Genomic DNA, 18,161 nt, shown 5'->3' on the forward strand with positions numbered 1-18,161 from the left:
TTTTTAGAGGTTAAAACGCGAAACTCTTATCACACCATGCAGTCATTCTTTTTAGTAAAATGGTTTAGGGATATACCGATTGCGAAAAAGTTGTATTTTACTATTGGCATAATGGCTTTTCTGATTGTAATAGAGTTATTTACGCTTAATTTTGCTATAAAAACACTTTCGGCTGTAAGGTCATATGTAGGCGGTGAAGGGCTTTGGTCAAAAGCACAAAAAGATGCTTTATCTCATCTAAAAGTTTATGCCTATTCACATAATGAACAAGATTACCAGGCTTTTCAGCAATTTTTAAAGGTACCTCTGGGCGATGGTGCAGCCCGGATAGCTCTTGAAGAAACACCTCCCGATTATGAAGCAGCCCGTTTAGGTTTCCTGGCAGGGCGCAATCACCCCGATGATATCGATGGTATGATCAAGCTAATGCTGCGGTTTAACCAGGTAAAATATTTAAAACAAACCATTTTTTATTGGAAAAAGGCCGAGGGGATATTATTGAAGCTGATCCCTGTGAGCAAGCAACTACATAATAAAGTAACATCCGGTACCATAACACCAGCAGAAACACAACAATTTTTAAGCTACATTTCAAAGATCGATGTGGAATTTACGCCTATGGAAGATGGTTTTTCTTACAGTTTGGGAGAGGGTTCACGCTGGTTTGAAGGCCTTGTTCTTAAGGTTTTAATAGGTCTGGCATTTACCGTTGAACTTACAGGGATATTAATAGCCATATCTATAAGCAAGGGTATGCAAAAAGGCATCAAGGAAATTATTTCCGGAGCTAAAAAGGTATCTGAAGAATCATTTGATACGCGGGTAAAAGTATATTCAAAGGATGAGATCGGCGTTTTGGCGACTGCCTTTAATCAAATGACGGATAAACTGGAGCATACTATATCCGAACTGAAAAATGCTAAAGTTAAAGAGCTCCGGCAATCAGAGAGGGCAGAAGCTTCCGAAAAAATCAAGCAGGTATTTATCGCCAATATGAACCATGAAATTTTAACACCCATGAATGCCATCATGGGGTTTGCCGGTTTGCTTGAAGAGTCAGAAATGAGTAAAGAGCAAATGGAGTATACCCATGCTATCATGAAGTCGGGTGAATTTTTGAAAGGCTTACTCAATAATATCCTTGATCTGTCAAAAATAGAGTCTGGTCATGTGCAGTTGGAAAGACAACCTTTAAATATCCATGATGTAGTGCATCATGCGGTATCGATGCTAAAACCGGAGATCAATAAAAAATCGTTGACTATTAGTTATCATGTTGATAGCGATGTTCCGCAATTGGTTTTGGGTGATGAGATGCGTTTAAGCCATATATTATTAAACCTGCTTTCCAATGCGGTAAAATTCACCCCCGAAGGCTCTGTTTTGGTAGAGGCATATGTTATTGATGATACAGACGACGTGGTTTGGACAGGTTTTAGTGTTCAGGATACGGGCATGGGTATCCCCGCAGACAAACAAGATAAAATATTCGAAAGCCTTGATCAGTTCAGGCAAAACAAAGGATTAGGTGGAATTGGTTTAGGACTTAGCATGGCCAAACACTTGGTTGATTTGCATGGCGGGGATATATTTATAAAAACCAGCACACCAGATGGGTCGGATTTTAGATTTTCACTTCCTTTTTATAAACACGTGGTGCCGGCCCAACAACTTGTAGTTGAAAACGGCTTGGATAATTGCACTTCTCAAAGCGAAATAAAAAATACCCGTGTACTGGTTGCGGATGATAACCAGCTCAATCAATTGCTGATTATTAAAGTATTAGAAAAACGTGGCTATTGTGTGGATGCGGTCAATAATGGGAAGCAGGCTTTAGAGAAATTAAAACTAAATAATTACGATATTATATTGATGGACCTGGATATGCCAGAGCTAGACGGATACGAAGCCACACTAGCTATCCGAAGTGAAGATAATGCCAAAAATACTATCCCGATTATTGCAATAACTGCTCACGCTACCAGGGAAGTAATGGAAAAATGCCTGGATCATGGTATGAATGATTTTGTGGCAAAGCCTTTTGATGCGCAGGATCTAGATCAAAAAATAAAAGCTATTTTAATTGATGCCTGATTAGTTACGTCTGTGATTTTAAAACAAGCTGTAACATTAACTATATTTAACAGTCAAAATACCTAATTAATGCCGTATTTAGCGGCGTAAACCCCTACGCCCTATATTTTCACGATTATTTTACCTTATGATGCTTTTAAAACCGTTCTACAAAGCTTACCATGTACTCTTGCCTAAAAATTGGGCTCTACTTTTTACAATCGTTTTATCAACTATTATACTGAGTTCTTGTGGCAGTAAAAATAAACAAGCCGCTGAGGGGCAGGGAGGAGAGCAGATATTGGATTATAAGGTGCTTACTTTGCAACCCCGTTCTGCTACTTTAAATGTTGATTATCCAGCCAGTATACAGGGTCAGCAAAATATTGAGATACGGCCCAAAGTTGATGGCTTCGTAGAAAAAATATATGTAGATGAAGGCTCCATAGTGAAAAAAGGGCAATTGCTTTTCAAGATCAATGCACCACAATATGAGCAGGATGTACGTACAGCCCAGGCAGGCATCAAAACCGCGGAGGCTGATCTGAGCCTGGCTAAAATGCAGGTGAACAAAGTAAAACCTCTGGTTGAAAAAGATATTATCAGTCATTACGAACTGGAATCGGCAGAGTACACGCAGCAATCAAAAGCTGCTGCCCTGGCACAGGCAAAAGCAGCATTGGTAAATGCACAGGTTAATTTGGGCTATACTACTATTACCAGCCCGGTAAATGGCGTTATAGGGGCATTACCCTATAAATTGGGCAGCCTGGTAACCAGCACCACAACCGATCCTTTAACCACGGTTTATAACACCTCCAATATTTACGCCTATTTTGCCCTGAACGAAAAACAACTACTCGATTTTAGCAAGGATAGTACAGGTACAACCTCCTTCAAATCAAAATTGAGCAAGCTACCTGATGTTACGCTGATATTATCTGACGGTACTACTTATGAGCATACCGGTCGTGTGGAAACCGTAAACGGATTAATCAATACCGCTACCGGCGCTGCCAATGTGAGGGCAGGGTTTATTAACCCTCGGGGGCTCATTCGCAGTGGTAGCAGTGCTACTGTAAGAATACCCAACACCATAAAGTCGGGTTTGCTGGTGCCGCAAAGTGCCACTTATGAATTACAGGACAAACGCTTTGTTTACCTGGTTGATAATAAAAACAAGATCAAAAACGTAGCCATACAGGTGATGGATAACACCGCAGGTCAGTTTTATGTGGTGACTGATGGTTTGCATGCCGGCGATAAAATAGTACTGGGAAGCGCCAATAATTTAAGAGATAGCACAACCATAAAGCCCAACCCGGTTAGCGAGGCATCTGTTTATGGCAACCTTAAATAATGGAGTTTAATTTATCAATCCTGTTAAAGCAATTGTATGCTTAAAAAATTCATAGAACGCCCGGTATTATCAACGGTTATATCTGTTTTACTGCTGATACTGGGCATATTAGGTCTTATTAATCTTCCTATATCTCAATATCCGGATATTGCGCCACCCACGGTAAATGTATCCGCCAATTATAATGGTGCCAATGCGGATGTGGTGCTTAAAAGTGTCATCATTCCGATGGAAGAACAGATCAACGGAGTAGAGAACATGACCTACATGACCTCTACCGCCAGTAATGATGGTTCTGCCTCAATTACGGTATACTTTAAAGTAGGTACTAATCCCGATCTGGCTGCTGTAAACGTGCAGAACCGGGTATCGAGGGCAACCAGCTTATTGCCACTGGTAGTGACCCAATCGGGTGTTACGGTTGCCAAAAGCCAGAGTAGCGATTTAATTATCTTTTCATTGTACAGTGATAATAAGACATATGATGAAACATTTTTGCAAAACTATGCCAAAATAAACCTGGTACCACAAATACAGCGTGTAACTGGTGTAGGTACTGCCCAGGTTTTTGGATCGAGGGACTACTCCATGCGCATCTGGCTAAAGCCCGATGTGATGTCGCGCTATGGCCTGGTGCCTGATGATATTACCGATGTGCTTAATGAGCAGAACATAGAGGCAGCGCCTGGTAAATTTGGCGAAAATAGCAATCAATCTTTTCAATATGTAATCAGGTATAAAGGGCGTCTGCAATCTGCGGCCGAGTTTGGCAATATGATTATTAAATCTGTAGGCAACGGACAATTGCTGCGTTTAAATGATGTGGCCCGTGTTGAATTGGGCTCGTTGGATTACTCGTTTCGCATCATTACGGATGGTAAACCATCGGTAGGCGTGGCCATTAGTCAAACGGCAGGCTCCAATGCGCGCGAAGTGATCAACGAATCAAAAAAGATCCTGGATGCGGCTTCAGAAACTTTTCCTAAAGGGATGAAGATCGCCTACCTGGTTGATGCCAACGAGGTTTTGGATGCCTCGATAGAGAAGGTGATCAGCACGCTTATAGAAGCCTTTATACTGGTATTTATCGTGGTGTTTGTGTTCCTGCAGGATTTTCGGTCAACCCTCATCCCGGCCATCGCAGTTCCGGTGGCTATTGTGGGTACTTTCTTTTTCCTGAACCTGTTTGGGTTTACCATTAACCTGCTTACGCTATTTGCCTTAGTTCTGGCCATCGGTATTGTGGTGGATGACGCCATTGTAGTAGTGGAGGCGGTGCACGCCAAACTAGATATTGGCTATAAATCGGCCCGCAAGGCATCTATTGATGCCATGAGCGAAATATCGGGCGCCATAGTTTCCATTACGCTGGTCATGTCGGCGGTGTTTTTACCGGTGACCTTCATATCGGGTTCAACTGGTGTATTTTATAAGCAGTTTGGTATTACGCTGGCCGTGGCTATCATGCTTTCGGCCATCAACGCGTTAACGCTTAGCCCGGCCTTGTGCGCTTTATTTTTAAAGCCACATGAAAAGGGGACTAAAAAGCATGGCTTTATCAACCATTTTTATGTGATATTCAATACTGCTTTTGACGCGGTAAGCGGGAAATATAAAAAGTCGGTCAATTTCCTGGCGCATAAAAAGTGGATCGCACTTGCCGTCATAGCCATATTTGCTACTGTGCTTATTTACCTCATCAAAACCACTCCATCTAGTTTTGTACCTAACGAGGATCAGGGAGTTGTATTTGCTGCTATTAGTCTGCCGCCGGCATCGTCAATGGAGCGTACAGATGCGGTTGCCAGTAAGATTGACAGCATCGGGCATACTTTTCCGGCCGTGGTAAGTACTTTGAAGCTGGTAGGATTTAACTTTATAGCGGGTTCGGGCAGTGCTTATGCGATGGTGATCATGAAATTGAAAACCTGGGATCAGCGTAAATCAAAAAGCGATAGCCAGGAGGGGATTATCGGGCAGCTTTATGGTAAAACCAGCGGATTGAGGGAGGCCAATGTGTTTTATTTTTCACCGCCCACCTTAAATGGCTTTGGTAATAGTGATGGTTTTGAGTTTCAGCTGCAGGATAAAGGCGGCCATACCGTGAACGAATTGTTTAAAGTAAGTAATGATTTTATAGCTGCTCTCGGGAAACGTCCCGAAATTCAGAGCCTTAACTCTTCATTCAATCCTAATTTTCCGCAATACCAGGTTGATGTTAATGTGGCCAAATGTAAAGAGGCCGGTGTAACCGTAAATTCAGTGTTGAATACACTGCAGGGCTATTATGGCGGCTTATATGCCTCCAACTTTAATCAGTTTGGTAAACAATACCGTGTAATGGTTCAAGCCGATTATGATTACCGAGCCACAGAAACAGGCTTGAGCAAAATATTTGTACGTAACAGCGCCGGTACTATGGCGCCTATCACGTCCTTTATATCTCTGAAACGGGTATTTGGGCCTGAATCTATTTCCCGGTTCAACCTGTTTACGGCCATATCGGTTTCGGGGCAACCAAAACAGGGTTTTAGTACTGGTGATGCCATTAAAGCTATCAAAGAAGTTGCCTTAGAGAGTTTGCCTGCGGGTTATGGTTATGAGTTTTCTGGCTTAACACGCGAGGAGTTAACCGCCGGAACGCAGTCGGCTTATATATTTATGCTTTGCCTGGTGTTTGTGTACTTTTTATTGAGCGCCCAGTATGAAAGCTATATTCTGCCTTTTGCAGTATTACTTTCCTTACCCGTAGGTTTGTCCGGTACTTACTTATTTGCCAAAATTTTCGGTGTCGAAAGTAATATTTATCTACAGATATCGCTGATTATGCTTATTGGCTTGCTGGCCAAAAATGCCATTTTGATCGTGGAGTTTGCTTTAGAAAGACGACGAGCCGGTATGGAACTAATACCAGCTGCTATTGCCGGTGCTGAAGCGCGTTTACGCCCAATCCTGATGACGTCCTTCGCTTTTATATTTGGTATTATGCCGTTAATGTTCTCTACAGGAGCGGGTGCTAACGGTAATAAGTCTATCGGTACGGGTGCAGTAGGAGGTATGTTTGTAGGAACCATATTTGGGGTGTTCGTAATCCCGATATTGTTTATCATCTTCCAACATTTGCAGGAAAGGTTAAGCGGCCCGCCAAAACAAAATAATGACGACGATGAGGATGACGCGGTCGAAATAAAAACCGCCCATTGATCTATCAATTAAAAACATCGCCATGAACAGAAATTGTTTAAAATATATATTGTTATTTATCTCACTTTCGGGTATCCTTTTTTCCTGCCGGATAACCCAAAGCTATAAACATCCTGATGTAAAAACCCAGGGCCTTTATCGAGGTAACCAGTCAACGGATACTACAACCATGGCTTCCATGCCCTGGCAAAGCCTTTTTGCAGATACGGTATTACGGTCACTGATACAGGAGGGCCTAAACAATAACCTCGATCTGAAAACTGCTGTACAAAAGATCCTGGAGGCACAGGCTACATTGCGGCAAAGCAAAGCTGCTTTTTTACCCAGCTTAAGCGGCAATGCCAGTGTTACACGATCAAAGCAGTCACAAGCTGGTTTAAATTTCCCCGAAGGCATCGACATTAATACCCTTACTACTACTTACCAGGCCGGTTTAAGCACCTCATGGGAGGCCGATGTTTGGGGTAAGCTGAGCAGCACCAAAAGAGCCGCGCTGGCTAGCTTTTTGCAAAGCGATGCTGCCAAAAGAGCGGTACAAACACAATTGATAGCTGATATCGCCAATAACTATTTCAGTCTGCTGGCTTTGGATAAACAATTAGAAATTACCCGGCAAACTCTCCAAAACAGGATAAAAGATGTGGAGACCATGAAGGTGCTCAAAGAAGGAGACGTGGTTAATGGTGCCGCGGTTGTACAAAGCGAAGCCAACCGTTATGCCGCGGAGGTATCCATTCCCGACCTCAAACGTAGTATCCGCGAAACAGAGAATGCGCTGGATATATTACTTTCAAGGCCACCAGGGCCAATTAACCGAAGTACACTGGTCGATCAAAAGGTGACCGCCGAACTGCAAACGGGCATCCCGACGCAACTGTTGACCAATCGCCCGGATGTGCAGCAGGGTGAATATGCCTTCAGAGCGGCGTTTGAGAATACCAACCTGGCGCGGACTTATTTTTATCCGTCGTTTACCATAACGGCTTCCGGAGGTTTATCGAGCTTAACTTTAAAAGATTTCTTTACCAAGTCGATATTTTATAACGCCGCTGCGGGTTTAACACAGCCTATCTTTAACCAGGGCATCAATAAAGCCCGTTTACGCACCGCGCAAGCACAGCAACAAGAAGCCCTCAATAGCTTCCAGAAAACACTGCTGGTGGCAGGACAGGAAGTTTCCAACGCCCTATACGCGCACGAAACCGCGGTTGAAAAGCAGGATTCGCGCAGCAAACAGATCATTGCCCTGCAAAAATCGGTTGACTATACGCAGGAGCTGTTACGCTACAGTTCGGCCACTAACTATACCGATGTACTAACTTCAGAACAAAATTTATTAGCCGCTCAATTAAGCGGTGTGAGCGACAAATTGCAGGAATTACAAGCCATTGTGAATTTATACCGCGCGCTGGGTGGCGGATGGCGGTAGATGTAATGCGTCTCCACAGTTAAATTGGTCGTAGAGACACATCACATGTGTCTTTTTATATAAAAAAAAGCCTGTCTTTACGAAGCCGGGCTTTTTTTATTTATGCAAGATTATTTGGTCTCTTATTAAAATTTATTGATCATATATGTTTTTAGATTTTATAATAGATTATTGTATAATTTTCTTTGTTATTAAGTAGTTATTGCATAATGGTTTAAAAATTAAGTATTTATTAAGCTTTTTTTAATATCCATCTGCTTATTTTATGTCGATAACCAATTTGTGCCGATAAGCTTTTTATTAAAGTTTCCGGTTTATTAAACCTTAATATCTATGAAAAAACATGTTTTTATGCCCCCTTAGGGGATTACTATGCCCAATTGTAAAATTAACTGACATCGAACCAATTATTAAACACTTAAATTATGAAACTAAAAAATATTAAAGCTATATTTTTATTGGCTCTGTTTGGCATAATAAGCGTAAGCAGCTGTAAAAAGGGATTAGACAAAAATACTGCCGGTGCTTTGGCCGGAAAAAACAAAAGTACATTTTCGTCACCTGTTGGTGATGTTGTCGGAAAGATCACCGTGGGTTACCAGGGATGGTTTGCCGCTATCGGCGATGGTTCTCCCATTAACATCTGGTGGCACTGGTCGCCAAATGCAAGCCAGGCGCCCTCAACAAACAATGTCGGCATCAAATCATGGCCCGATATGCGCGAGTATACGAGCTCGTATCAAACTGGCTTTGCCAATTTGAACAATGGTACCCCGGCTAAGTTATTTTCGTCTTTTAATGATCAAACTGTAAATGTACAGTTCCAGTGGATGCAGCAAAACAATATAGATTGTGCCGCCCTGCAACGCTTTAACCCAACTGGGGGCGAAGGTCCGGTACGTGACGCGATAACCGCTAAAGTAAAAACCGCTGCCGAGGCTACTGGTCGCAAGTTTTATATTATGTATGATATAACTGGGTGGACGAATATGCAGTCGGAAATTAAAACCGACTGGACTAATAAAATGTCGGCATATACTTCATCATCTGCTTATGCCAAACAAAACGGTAAACCGGTAGTCTGTATCTGGGGATTGGGTTTTAATGATGCCAACCACCCATTTTCTTCAGCTGTTTGTTTGGATGTGATCAATTGGTTTAAAGGCCAGGGTGTTTATATTATAGGAGGCGTACCAGCCTCATGGCGCGATACCAACGCAACCGATATACAACCCAACTTTTTACCAACCGCTACTGCGCTAAATATGATATCGCCCTGGATGATCGGTAAAATTGGTAGTGTAAACGATGCTAATAATTTTTACAACAATACGCAGGTTGGCGATCAGACTTATTGTAATGCTAACGGTATAGATTACCAGCCTTGCGTATTACCTGGCGACTTGCAATTACGTCAACGTGCACATGGCGACCTGATGTGGACTCAGTTTTACAACTTGATTAAAGGTGGTGCTCAGGGTATTTACATTTCCATGTTCGATGAGTATAATGAAGGTAACCAGATTGCCAAAACAACAGAGAATTCATCATCTGTTCCGGCTGGCTCCAACTTTTTATCACTGGATGAAGACGGTACCGTATGTTCTGCCGATTACTACCTGCGCTTAACCGGCGATGGCGGCAGAATGTTAAAAGGACAAATTGCACTAACTGCAGTACGCCCGACAGCGCCCGTAGTAGGTGGCAGTAACCCAAGCACGCCTCCTTTTGGTCAAACGATAACTATAAAAGGTTCAAACAACCTGTATGTGAGTTCAGAGAATGGTACGCAAGCCATGAACTGTAACCGTGCAACAGCGCAGGGCTGGGAGCAGTTTGCGGTTATTAACGCGGGTAACGGAAAGGTAGTTCTGCAAAATTCCGGTAAATATGTATCATCGGAAAACGGTACTCAAGCTATCAATTGTAACCGTACCGCTATTGGCCCATGGGAGCAGTTTGATTGGGTTGTGAACTCTGACGGAACAATTTCCCTTAGAGGAAATAATGGCGCTTATATTTCAAGTGAGGGCGGTACACAAGCCATGACTTGTACCCGTACAACTATAACCGCAACAGAATTATTCCGGATAAACCAATAGGGTTCCTGGGTGATGACTGACAGAAACCGGCGACCTGATATGGCCGCCGGTTCTGTTTTACACTTATTCGGCAACAAACTTAAGCCCGATTACAGAGATGATCAGCGTGCTCATAAAAAACAGGCGCCAAAAGTTGGTTGGATCTTTGAATACCAAAATACCTATCAGTACTGTACCTACCGCGCCAATGCCTGTCCAAACAGCGTAGGCTGTACCTATAGGTAACGTTTGGATAGCTTTAATAAGAAGCACCATGCTCAGCGTCATGGTGATAAAGAATCCGGTATACCAAAGGTACATTTCGGTACCTGTTGTTTGTTTTGCTTTGCCCAGGCAGGAGGCAAATGCCACTTCGCAAAGCCCTGCGATGATTAATATTATCCAATTCATTTTATCTTATATTATTTCGACTGTAAAGTTGGGGAGTATAAACAGCCTAAAAATTAACATATGATAAATAATGTAGCTACCTGATTTTCGATCTTATACGGCTCAAACTCACCTGCGTAATACCCAGGTAAGAGGCTATATGGCACAATTGTACCCTTTGGATAAGATCGGGGCTATTGGTTAAAATATCCTGATACCGGTCGGCCGCCATGCTGAATTGCCGGGAGATCAACCTTTCTTCCACTTTAATCAGCTCTGTTTCGCCAAAGCGGCGCCCCCAGTTGGCAATGTGTATATCTTCAGTAAATAACCTTTGCAGATCGCTGTTTTTAATGCGGTACAATACGCAATCCTCTAAAAGTTCAATATTTTCATAACCGGGCTTATTCTCTACATAATTTTTCATGGAGATAACGGTATCACCTTCCCGGCCAAACCAAAAGGTAACCTCGGTATCATGCTGATATAAATAGGCCCTTACGATGCCTTTTTTGATAAAATAAACGCTTCTGCCAATTTTACCAGCCTCAAACAAAATATGCCCCCTGGGTAAAGTAATCTCTTCAATTACCTGTTGTAGTTTCTGCCCTGACGCCTCTGGTACAGCGTAAATTTGATTGATGATTTGCTCGATGCTCACCTTTAACGATTATTAATTAAATATTTACCTTGTCTTTGAGGGTATTTGCCCCTACAATTGTCCTTCTTATACTGTTAAGAACAAAACGGAACTGTTATTATAAAAGAATATGAATAACATTGTTTGCGTTATTAAATCTCATAAACCTTTAACCATAGCCAATGAAACGTAACTACTACATTGTAGCCCTCATCATGCTGATCTTCTTCGTGATCTCTTTTCTTACCAATGTAATCGGTCCGCTGATACCGGATATTATAAAGGTATTCAATTTAAGTTATACGTTGGCGGGTGTGCTTCCCTTGGCGTTCTTTATAGCCTATGGTGTGATGTCGGTGCCATCAGCCATCATGCTGGAAACGTTTAAAGAGAAAAAGATCATGGTAGCGGCTTTCATCGTGGCTTTTTTGGGCTCATTGTTGCTGGCTATGGAACCTAATTATCTGAGTGCCATCATTTCGCTGTTCCTGATAGGCTGCGGTATGGCTATGCTGCAGGTGGTGATCAATCCACTGTTAAGAACCTCAGGCGGCGAAGAGAATTATGCTTTTACATCGGTACTGGCGCAATTGATATTCGGATTGGCATCCTTCCTGAGCCCGCTGGTTTACTCTTATATGGTTAAGGCATTAAAAGAAAACAACAGTGGTGGTATCGTGGGCCTATTGCATTCTGTGGTACCTGCCAATTTACCCTGGATATCTTTGTATTGGCTTTTTACCGTGATTTGCCTGGCTGTGGTTGTATTACTTATCCTTACCAAATTCCCCAAGGTGGAACTGAAAGAAGATGAGCAGGTAGGCTCTTTACAAACCCATTTTGCTTTGTTCAAACAACCTATAGTGATCCTGTTTTTAGTGGCCATGTTTTGTTATGTAGGTACAGAACAGGGTATTGCTAACTGGATCTCCCAATTTTTGAACACCTACCATGGTCTTGATCCGCAAACAAAGGGAGCGGATACGGTAGCCTATTTCTGGGGACTGATGACTGCCGGTGGTATCCTGGGTTTGTTTTTATTGAAAATTATGGACAGCCGTAAAGTGCTGATCAGTTTTACCATACTGGCTTTGATTTGCTTAACCGCGGCTTTGTTTGGGCCAACCAGTGTGGCTTTGATCGCGTTTCCGTTGGTGGGTTTCTTTGCTTCGGTGATGTATCCCATTATATTTTCTTTAGCGCTTAATTCCATCAATAAAGATCATGGCTCGTTTGCCGGGCTGCTGGTTACGGCCATTATCGGCGGCGCTATCATACCGCCGGTTATCGGTTTGCTGGGCGATGCTTTTGGTTTGCGCGCTGGTATGTTCTTCTTATACATTACCCTGGGTTATATATTAAGCGTAGGTTTCTGGGCAAAACCACTCATCACCAATAAAACCATCGACATTAAAAAGAAAGCAACTAATGAGTAATATTAAAATTATAGGGCTCGATCTGGGGGCTACCAATATACGCGGCGCCGTAGTGAATGATGGTTCCTTATCTGATATCGTATCACAAAAAATCCGGACGCATGGTTCTGTTGATGATGTGATGGAGGATATCTATAAAGTAACTGATGCCTTACTGCAAAAAGATAAAGCCGAAGTCATAGGTATTGGTGTACCCAGCGTAGTAGATGTGGCCGAAGGTATTGTTTACGACGTGCAGAATATTCCTTCCTGGAAAGAGGTGCATCTAAAACAGTTGATGGAAACGCGTTATAACATCCCCGTTTATGTAAACAACGATGCCAACTGCTTTGCCCTGGGCGAATATTATTTTGGTAAAGGCAACGGCTCCGATTCCATGATTGGTTTAACCCTGGGTACAGGTTTAGGAGCAGGCGTAATGATCAACAATCGCTTGTATCCCGGCTTTAACTGCGGTGCCGGCGAATTTGGGATGTTCCCGTATCTGGATAACATACTGGAGTATTATTGCAGCGGATCTTTCTTTAGCAATGTGTATGGTTTAGATGGTGTACAAGTGTTTGAGGATGCCAACAGGGGAGGTGACCACGCATTAAAACTGTATAGCGAGTTGGGTATCCACATTGGTCATGCTATAAAACAGGTGATGTATGCTTATGACCCGCAGCTGATTGTGCTGGGTGGTTCTGTGCGGCATGCCTATGCGCTTTTTGAACAAACCATGTGGCAGGAGATCAAAACATTCGCCTATACCAAAACTGCCGAGCGGATCAGGGTAGAGGTATCAGAACTGGAAAATAGCGGTATCATAGGTGCCGCGGCCTTGTATTATGATCATCAACAATAAAATATAGCACTTATCATGAAAAAAATCATACTCACGCTGATCTTGCCCTTGTGTTTTCAACAAGCATTTAGCCAGGCCAGGCAGGAAAATTTTCAGCTTATGCTGAAGGACGATTGGAAAATGCAATCGGCTGTGACCGATGCTGCATCGGCTGATAAAATCTCCAAAGAAAATTACGATACCCAAAGCTGGTATAAAGTAAGTGTACCTACTACTATAATAGCTGGTTTACTGGCCAATAAAGTTTATGATTTTGACCCTTTCATGGGCCGTAACTTAAAAAAGCTCAGTGACCCCAAGCTGGATAAACCCTGGTGGTTTAGGCGGGAATTTACATTGCCTGCTGCCGAGAACGGTAAAAATGTCATCCTGCGTTTACATGGTATCAACTATAAGGCAAACATATGGCTTAACGGCGTAAAAATTGCCGATTCCACCCAAACCAAAGGGCCGTTCCGCATTATTCAGCTGGATGTTACCAAACACATCAATTATACGGGTAACAATGTGTTGGCCCTGCAAATAACACGGCCATTTACCCCGAACAAATCAAAAGGTGATCTGGCCATTGATTATGCCGACTGGATACCTTATCCGCCCGATTATAACGGCGGTATCGTAAACAACGTAGAAATTAAAACTTATGATAAAGTAGGGGTGCAGTATCCGCTGGTGACCACCCGTTTTGATCTGCCGTCATTAGCCGTAGCGCATTTATATGTTGATGCGCAGGTAACCAATTATACTAATACCGCACAGGATGCCGTGATTAAAGGACAGATTAACAGTGAAGTGAGCTTTGAGCAAAAGGTACATCTATTACCTCACGAGTCAAAGAATGTTGATTTTAGTCCGGAGATTTATAAACAGCTCAATATCAAGAATCCGCGGATCTGGTGGCCCTGGCAATATGGGAAGGCCGAGCTGAACCGGGTTGAGCTATCGGCAGTGGTAGGAGCCAAGGTAAGCAACACCCTTTGGGAAAAATTCGGCATCCGCCAGATGGATTCTAAGCTGATCGATAATGAATCGCGCGAGTTTATTGTGAACGGTAAACCTATCCTGATCCGCGGCGCAGCATGGTCGCCGGATATTTTCCAGCGTCGTTCGCCCGAGCGTCAGGAGCAGGAGGTGAAGCTGGTGCGCGACATGAATATGAATATCATCCGCTCGGAAGGCAAAATGGAGGACGATAGTTTTTACGATCTGTGCGATCAGTATGGTATGCTGGTGATGACCGGCTGGATGTGCTGCGGCGTATGGCAACATCCTGAACACTGGAACGCTGCCGAGCGTAAAGTAGCCATGGCATCTGACAGCAGTGTGATGTACTGGCTGCGCAACAAAGCCAGCCTCATGGTGTGGCTCAATGGCAGCGACATGCCGCCAACAGATACTTCGGTTGAGCGTGACTACCTCAAGATTGAGAAAACGCTGAAATGGCCAAATCCTTTGTTATCTACAGCAAATGAAACCAAATCGAAAGTATCGGGCTATAGCGGTGTAAAAATGGCCGGCCCTTATGAATGGGTACCGCCGATATATTGGGAAACAGACGCAACACACAAATTTGGTGGTACCTGGAGTTTTGCAACAGAAATATCACCGGGCCCGTCTATACCTCCGTATGAAAGCCTCATCAAGTTTATACCTAAGGATTCTCTTTCTACTAGTTCGCCGGCGTGGTTATACCATTGCGGTACAGGGTCATTTGGAACTACCAAGGTGTTTGATAAAGCCCTGGCAAACCGATATGGCGAATCAACATCTATCAAAAACTACATTGCCAAGGCACAGGCCCAAAACTACGAAGCACACCGTGCCATGATGGAGGCTTACGGTTTTAAGAAATACAATACAGCTACCGGGGTAGTGCAATGGATGCTGGCCAACCCATGGCCGGGATTGATTTGGCATACTTATGATTATTACCTGTACCCGGCCGGTACTTATTTCGGTATGAAGAAATCAATGGAGCCATTACACGTGATGTATTCCTACAAATCAAACGAGGTTGCTGTTATCAACTCTTATCTTAAAAAGTTTGGTGATTTGCAGGTAAAGGCTACTGTTTATAATATCGACGGTTCAGTAAAATACACCAAAACTGCACCCGTAACTATAGAAGCAGATGCCTCGAAAGTGGTTTTTGCATTACCAGCTATTACAGGGCTATCGCCGGCTTATTTTGTACGTTTGCAGCTGACTGATAGTCGTGGTAAGTTGGAAAGCATTAACTGGTACTGGTTGTCGCAAAAAGCGGAAGTGCTGAACTGGAAAAAATCAAACTGGTACACCACCCCCGAATCGGCTTATGCGGATTACACGGCTTTGCAGCAGATCCCCAAAACAGCGCTTAAATTGAGCCATGCTCAGGAAGTCATCAAAGGCGACAGTACCACACATGCTGTAACCATAACCAATACCGGGAAGTCAGTAGCCTTTTTTGTACATCTGCGGGCGTTAAAGGGTAAGGATGGCGATGATATACTACCGGTAATATTCAGCGATAATTATATTTCCCTGGCGCCTGGCGAAACAAGGGTGATCAAATGTACCTATAGTAGTAAAGATGCCGCAGGTACGACGCCATATTTTCTGACTTCGGCCTGGAATATTGATGTTGTTAAAAGCAAAAGCGATCAGCAGGCTGCTTTTGAGGAAGGGTTGCCGGTTAATTAGTTTTAACAACATAATTTGTCATTCTGAGCATAGCGAAAAATCTATTCGGCGATAGATCCTTCGTTCCTCAGGATGACAAATTAATAAGTGATTACATTGCTCTTGCGTTTTAAACACAAACCCATGTTAAGCACTCATTGCAAACGAGCGAAAATAGAAAAAGTGGGTTTACATTTAAACCCAATATATTTCGCATATATCTATATAATCAATTGATTGTCAATTATATAAATCAATGTTAACCCATGAAAAGTGTAAACCATGTAAACCCACTTTTGTGGCAAAACGAGTGTATGTAGAAAATTAAAAATTTGTCATTCTGAACAGAGTGAAGAATCTATTTGGCGATAGATCCTTCGTTCCTCAGGATGACAAATTAATGAATGTTACATCGTAATCACCACCCGTTTACCCCGCGCATCCTGCTGCCATGCTTCGGCTACATCTTTTAAGGGGATGGCCAGGGTATCGATAGATAGTTTGCCCTCCAAGGCCAGTTTAAATACTTCGGGCAATATCTCTGTTTGAATTTTACCGATCACTTCTTTTGAAATACTTCCACCGCCAGCCCCTGTGAGTTCGATAGCAGTACTGCGGAGGATAGCGGCGGGCAGGTTAATAGCTGAACCGGCCATTTCGCCGACCTGTACGTAACGGGTTGTATGATCAACCGTAGCATTAAGATTGTGTCCGGTCAAAGCGGCAAGTAACAGCTCGGCAGGTTTGCCCCATAGGTAGTCAATTACTACATCAAACGGCGTTTTCGCTGCTTCGGTTTTAATGGCCTGTTTAATATCGTTATCAGACTGATTGAGGGATATGGTTACATCTGCATCAAGATTATCCAACGCTTCCTGATTACGGCTTATGGCTATGATCCTGCCAGCACCCAAATGTTGGGCTAGCTGTATAGCCAATTTTCCGGTAATTCCGGTGGCTCCTAATATTAGTACAGTACCGCCTTTCTTTAACTTGCCTTTGTAAACTAACGATAACCAGGCTGATATGGCCGGATTGGGCAATGCCGCTGCGGTAACATCATCCAATCCATCCGGTATCGGTACATACCAGTGTTTATTGATCAAGGCCTTTTCACTCATCATACCGGTGGCTGATCCGGCGTAAACCCGGGTTCCATCTGCTAACAGACCTGCGCCGTCAACCCCAACAACTACCGGATAATTTTCATGCTTATCATAATGTGCGCCTTTGGCCCTCATTTTATCCAGGTTTTTGATGCTAGCCGCTTTTATGTTGATGAGCTGTTCGTGAGAGGCTGGGATGGGTTCTGCAAAATCTGCATATTTAGGAGTTTCTCCTGCTTTATATAATACTGCTGCTTTCATTTTAATTTGTTGTTTATTTAACAAATCTCAACAGTTGGCAGCAGGCCTGCGATAACAATTGTTAATAAATGAAAAACCTGTTATTTATTTATAGCGTTACGGATACGGCTTAAAGAAACGGAAGTAATGCCTAAATAGGATGCTATGTAATGTTGCGGAATTCGTTTAACAATATGTGGTTTTTCTTTTAGCAAATTCAGATAACGTTCTTTGGGGGTATCCCTGATGAATGACATGAAATGGCTCATGTAATTAATTTGCCTATTGAGCATAAGGGCAGCCATTTGTTCCCGTACTTCTGGGATGGTATTGAGTTCCTTCATCACCTCATTATAATCTTTTTTATGGATCCAGTGAAGAACACAGGGTTCAATGCTTTCCAGGGTGATTGGGCTTGGAATACCTTTTCTAAAACTCTCGATTGATGATACACCTTCCTGCTCAAAAAAGAACTGGAAAGTTACATCCTTACCCTTGTTATTGAACCAGGCCCGTAGGCAGCCTTTTTCAATGTAATATGCTTTTTTGGATACATCCCCCTCGTGCAGAAGGATGGTTTTTGCAGGAACTTCAAGGCGATGGTAAAGGTTCGCATACCTTTCCCATGAGCCTTGAAGTTGTGGTGCTATTTTTTTAAGCTGATCAAACACAGCTCAAATTACTGAAATTTTTA

At 42.9% G+C, this 18,161-nt stretch carries 12 protein-coding genes; 8 read left to right on the plus strand and 4 right to left on the minus strand.

All coding sequences use genetic code 11. The features are described 5' to 3' along the window. Positions 1 to 111 precede the first annotated feature (111 nt). The 5 genes from BW976_RS22625 (at position 112) to BW976_RS22645 (ending at position 10,168) form a co-directional block, all read left to right on the plus strand. Positions 112 to 2,094, plus strand: coding sequence for a response regulator (locus BW976_RS22625; RefSeq protein ID WP_175614159.1), 1,983 nt, complete (start codon positions 112 to 114; stop codon positions 2,092 to 2,094). Between the two features lie 127 nt (positions 2,095 to 2,221). Beyond that, positions 2,222 to 3,433 carry an efflux RND transporter periplasmic adaptor subunit gene (locus BW976_RS22630; protein ID WP_245834769.1) on the plus strand — a complete coding sequence of 404 codons (1,212 nt, stop codon included), beginning with the start codon at positions 2,222 to 2,224 and terminating at the stop codon, positions 3,431 to 3,433. A gap of 36 nt (positions 3,434 to 3,469) precedes the next feature. Further along, positions 3,470 to 6,637 carry an efflux RND transporter permease subunit gene (locus BW976_RS22635; protein WP_076376805.1) on the plus strand — a complete coding sequence of 1,056 codons (3,168 nt, stop codon included), beginning with the start codon at positions 3,470 to 3,472 and terminating at the stop codon, positions 6,635 to 6,637. Between the two features lie 22 nt (positions 6,638 to 6,659). Then, the gene (locus BW976_RS22640; RefSeq protein WP_076376807.1) at positions 6,660 to 8,066 is read left to right on the plus strand and encodes an efflux transporter outer membrane subunit; all 1,407 of its coding nucleotides are present in this window, start codon (positions 6,660 to 6,662) and stop codon (positions 8,064 to 8,066) included. A gap of 425 nt (positions 8,067 to 8,491) precedes the next feature. Continuing rightward, positions 8,492 to 10,168, plus strand: coding sequence for a lectin (locus tag BW976_RS22645; protein WP_076376809.1), 1,677 nt, complete (start codon positions 8,492 to 8,494; stop codon positions 10,166 to 10,168). A 63-nt stretch (positions 10,169 to 10,231) separates the two neighbouring features. On the opposite strand, the gene BW976_RS22650 is transcribed toward BW976_RS22645, so the two are convergent. Together BW976_RS22650 and BW976_RS22655 are read right to left on the minus strand one after the other, a co-directional pair. Further along, positions 10,232 to 10,558 (minus strand): DMT family transporter, encoded by a 327-nt coding sequence (locus BW976_RS22650; RefSeq protein WP_076376811.1) that lies wholly within the window; start codon positions 10,556 to 10,558, stop codon positions 10,232 to 10,234. Between the two features lie 76 nt (positions 10,559 to 10,634). Further along, a complete protein-coding gene (locus BW976_RS22655; protein WP_076376813.1) occupies positions 10,635 to 11,198 on the minus strand; it encodes a Crp/Fnr family transcriptional regulator in 564 nt (187 codons plus the stop codon). Between the two features lie 161 nt (positions 11,199 to 11,359). On the opposite strand from BW976_RS22655, the gene BW976_RS22660 reads away from it, so the two are divergent. From BW976_RS22660 to BW976_RS22670, 3 genes are read left to right on the plus strand one after another with little or no spacing between them, the layout of a single operon-like run. Next, positions 11,360 to 12,613, plus strand: a complete 1,254-nt coding sequence (locus tag BW976_RS22660) for an MFS transporter (protein ID WP_076376815.1) — start codon at positions 11,360 to 11,362, stop codon at positions 12,611 to 12,613. Further along, complete coding sequence (locus BW976_RS22665) at positions 12,606 to 13,460, plus strand: ROK family protein (RefSeq protein ID WP_076376817.1); 855 nt, start codon at positions 12,606 to 12,608, stop codon at positions 13,458 to 13,460. Before BW976_RS22660 ends, BW976_RS22665 begins: the two co-directional genes overlap by 8 nt. A 15-nt stretch (positions 13,461 to 13,475) precedes the next feature. After that, a complete protein-coding gene (locus BW976_RS22670) occupies positions 13,476 to 16,142 on the plus strand; it encodes a glycosyl hydrolase 2 galactose-binding domain-containing protein (protein WP_076376819.1) in 2,667 nt (888 codons plus the stop codon). A 386-nt stretch (positions 16,143 to 16,528) separates the two neighbouring features. Here BW976_RS22670 and BW976_RS22675 read toward each other — a convergent pair whose 3' ends face one another. Both BW976_RS22675 and BW976_RS22680 read right to left on the minus strand, forming a co-directional pair. Beyond that, positions 16,529 to 17,488 carry a quinone oxidoreductase family protein gene (locus tag BW976_RS22675; protein WP_076376821.1) on the minus strand — a complete coding sequence of 320 codons (960 nt, stop codon included), beginning with the start codon at positions 17,486 to 17,488 and terminating at the stop codon, positions 16,529 to 16,531. A gap of 80 nt (positions 17,489 to 17,568) precedes the next feature. After that, a complete protein-coding gene (locus BW976_RS22680) occupies positions 17,569 to 18,138 on the minus strand; it encodes a Crp/Fnr family transcriptional regulator (RefSeq protein ID WP_076376823.1) in 570 nt (189 codons plus the stop codon). Positions 18,139 to 18,161: the final 23 nt, after the last annotated feature.

It is taken from the genome of Mucilaginibacter lappiensis, assembly GCF_900155965.1.
Classification (GTDB): Bacteria; Bacteroidota; Bacteroidia; order Sphingobacteriales; family Sphingobacteriaceae; genus Mucilaginibacter; species Mucilaginibacter lappiensis.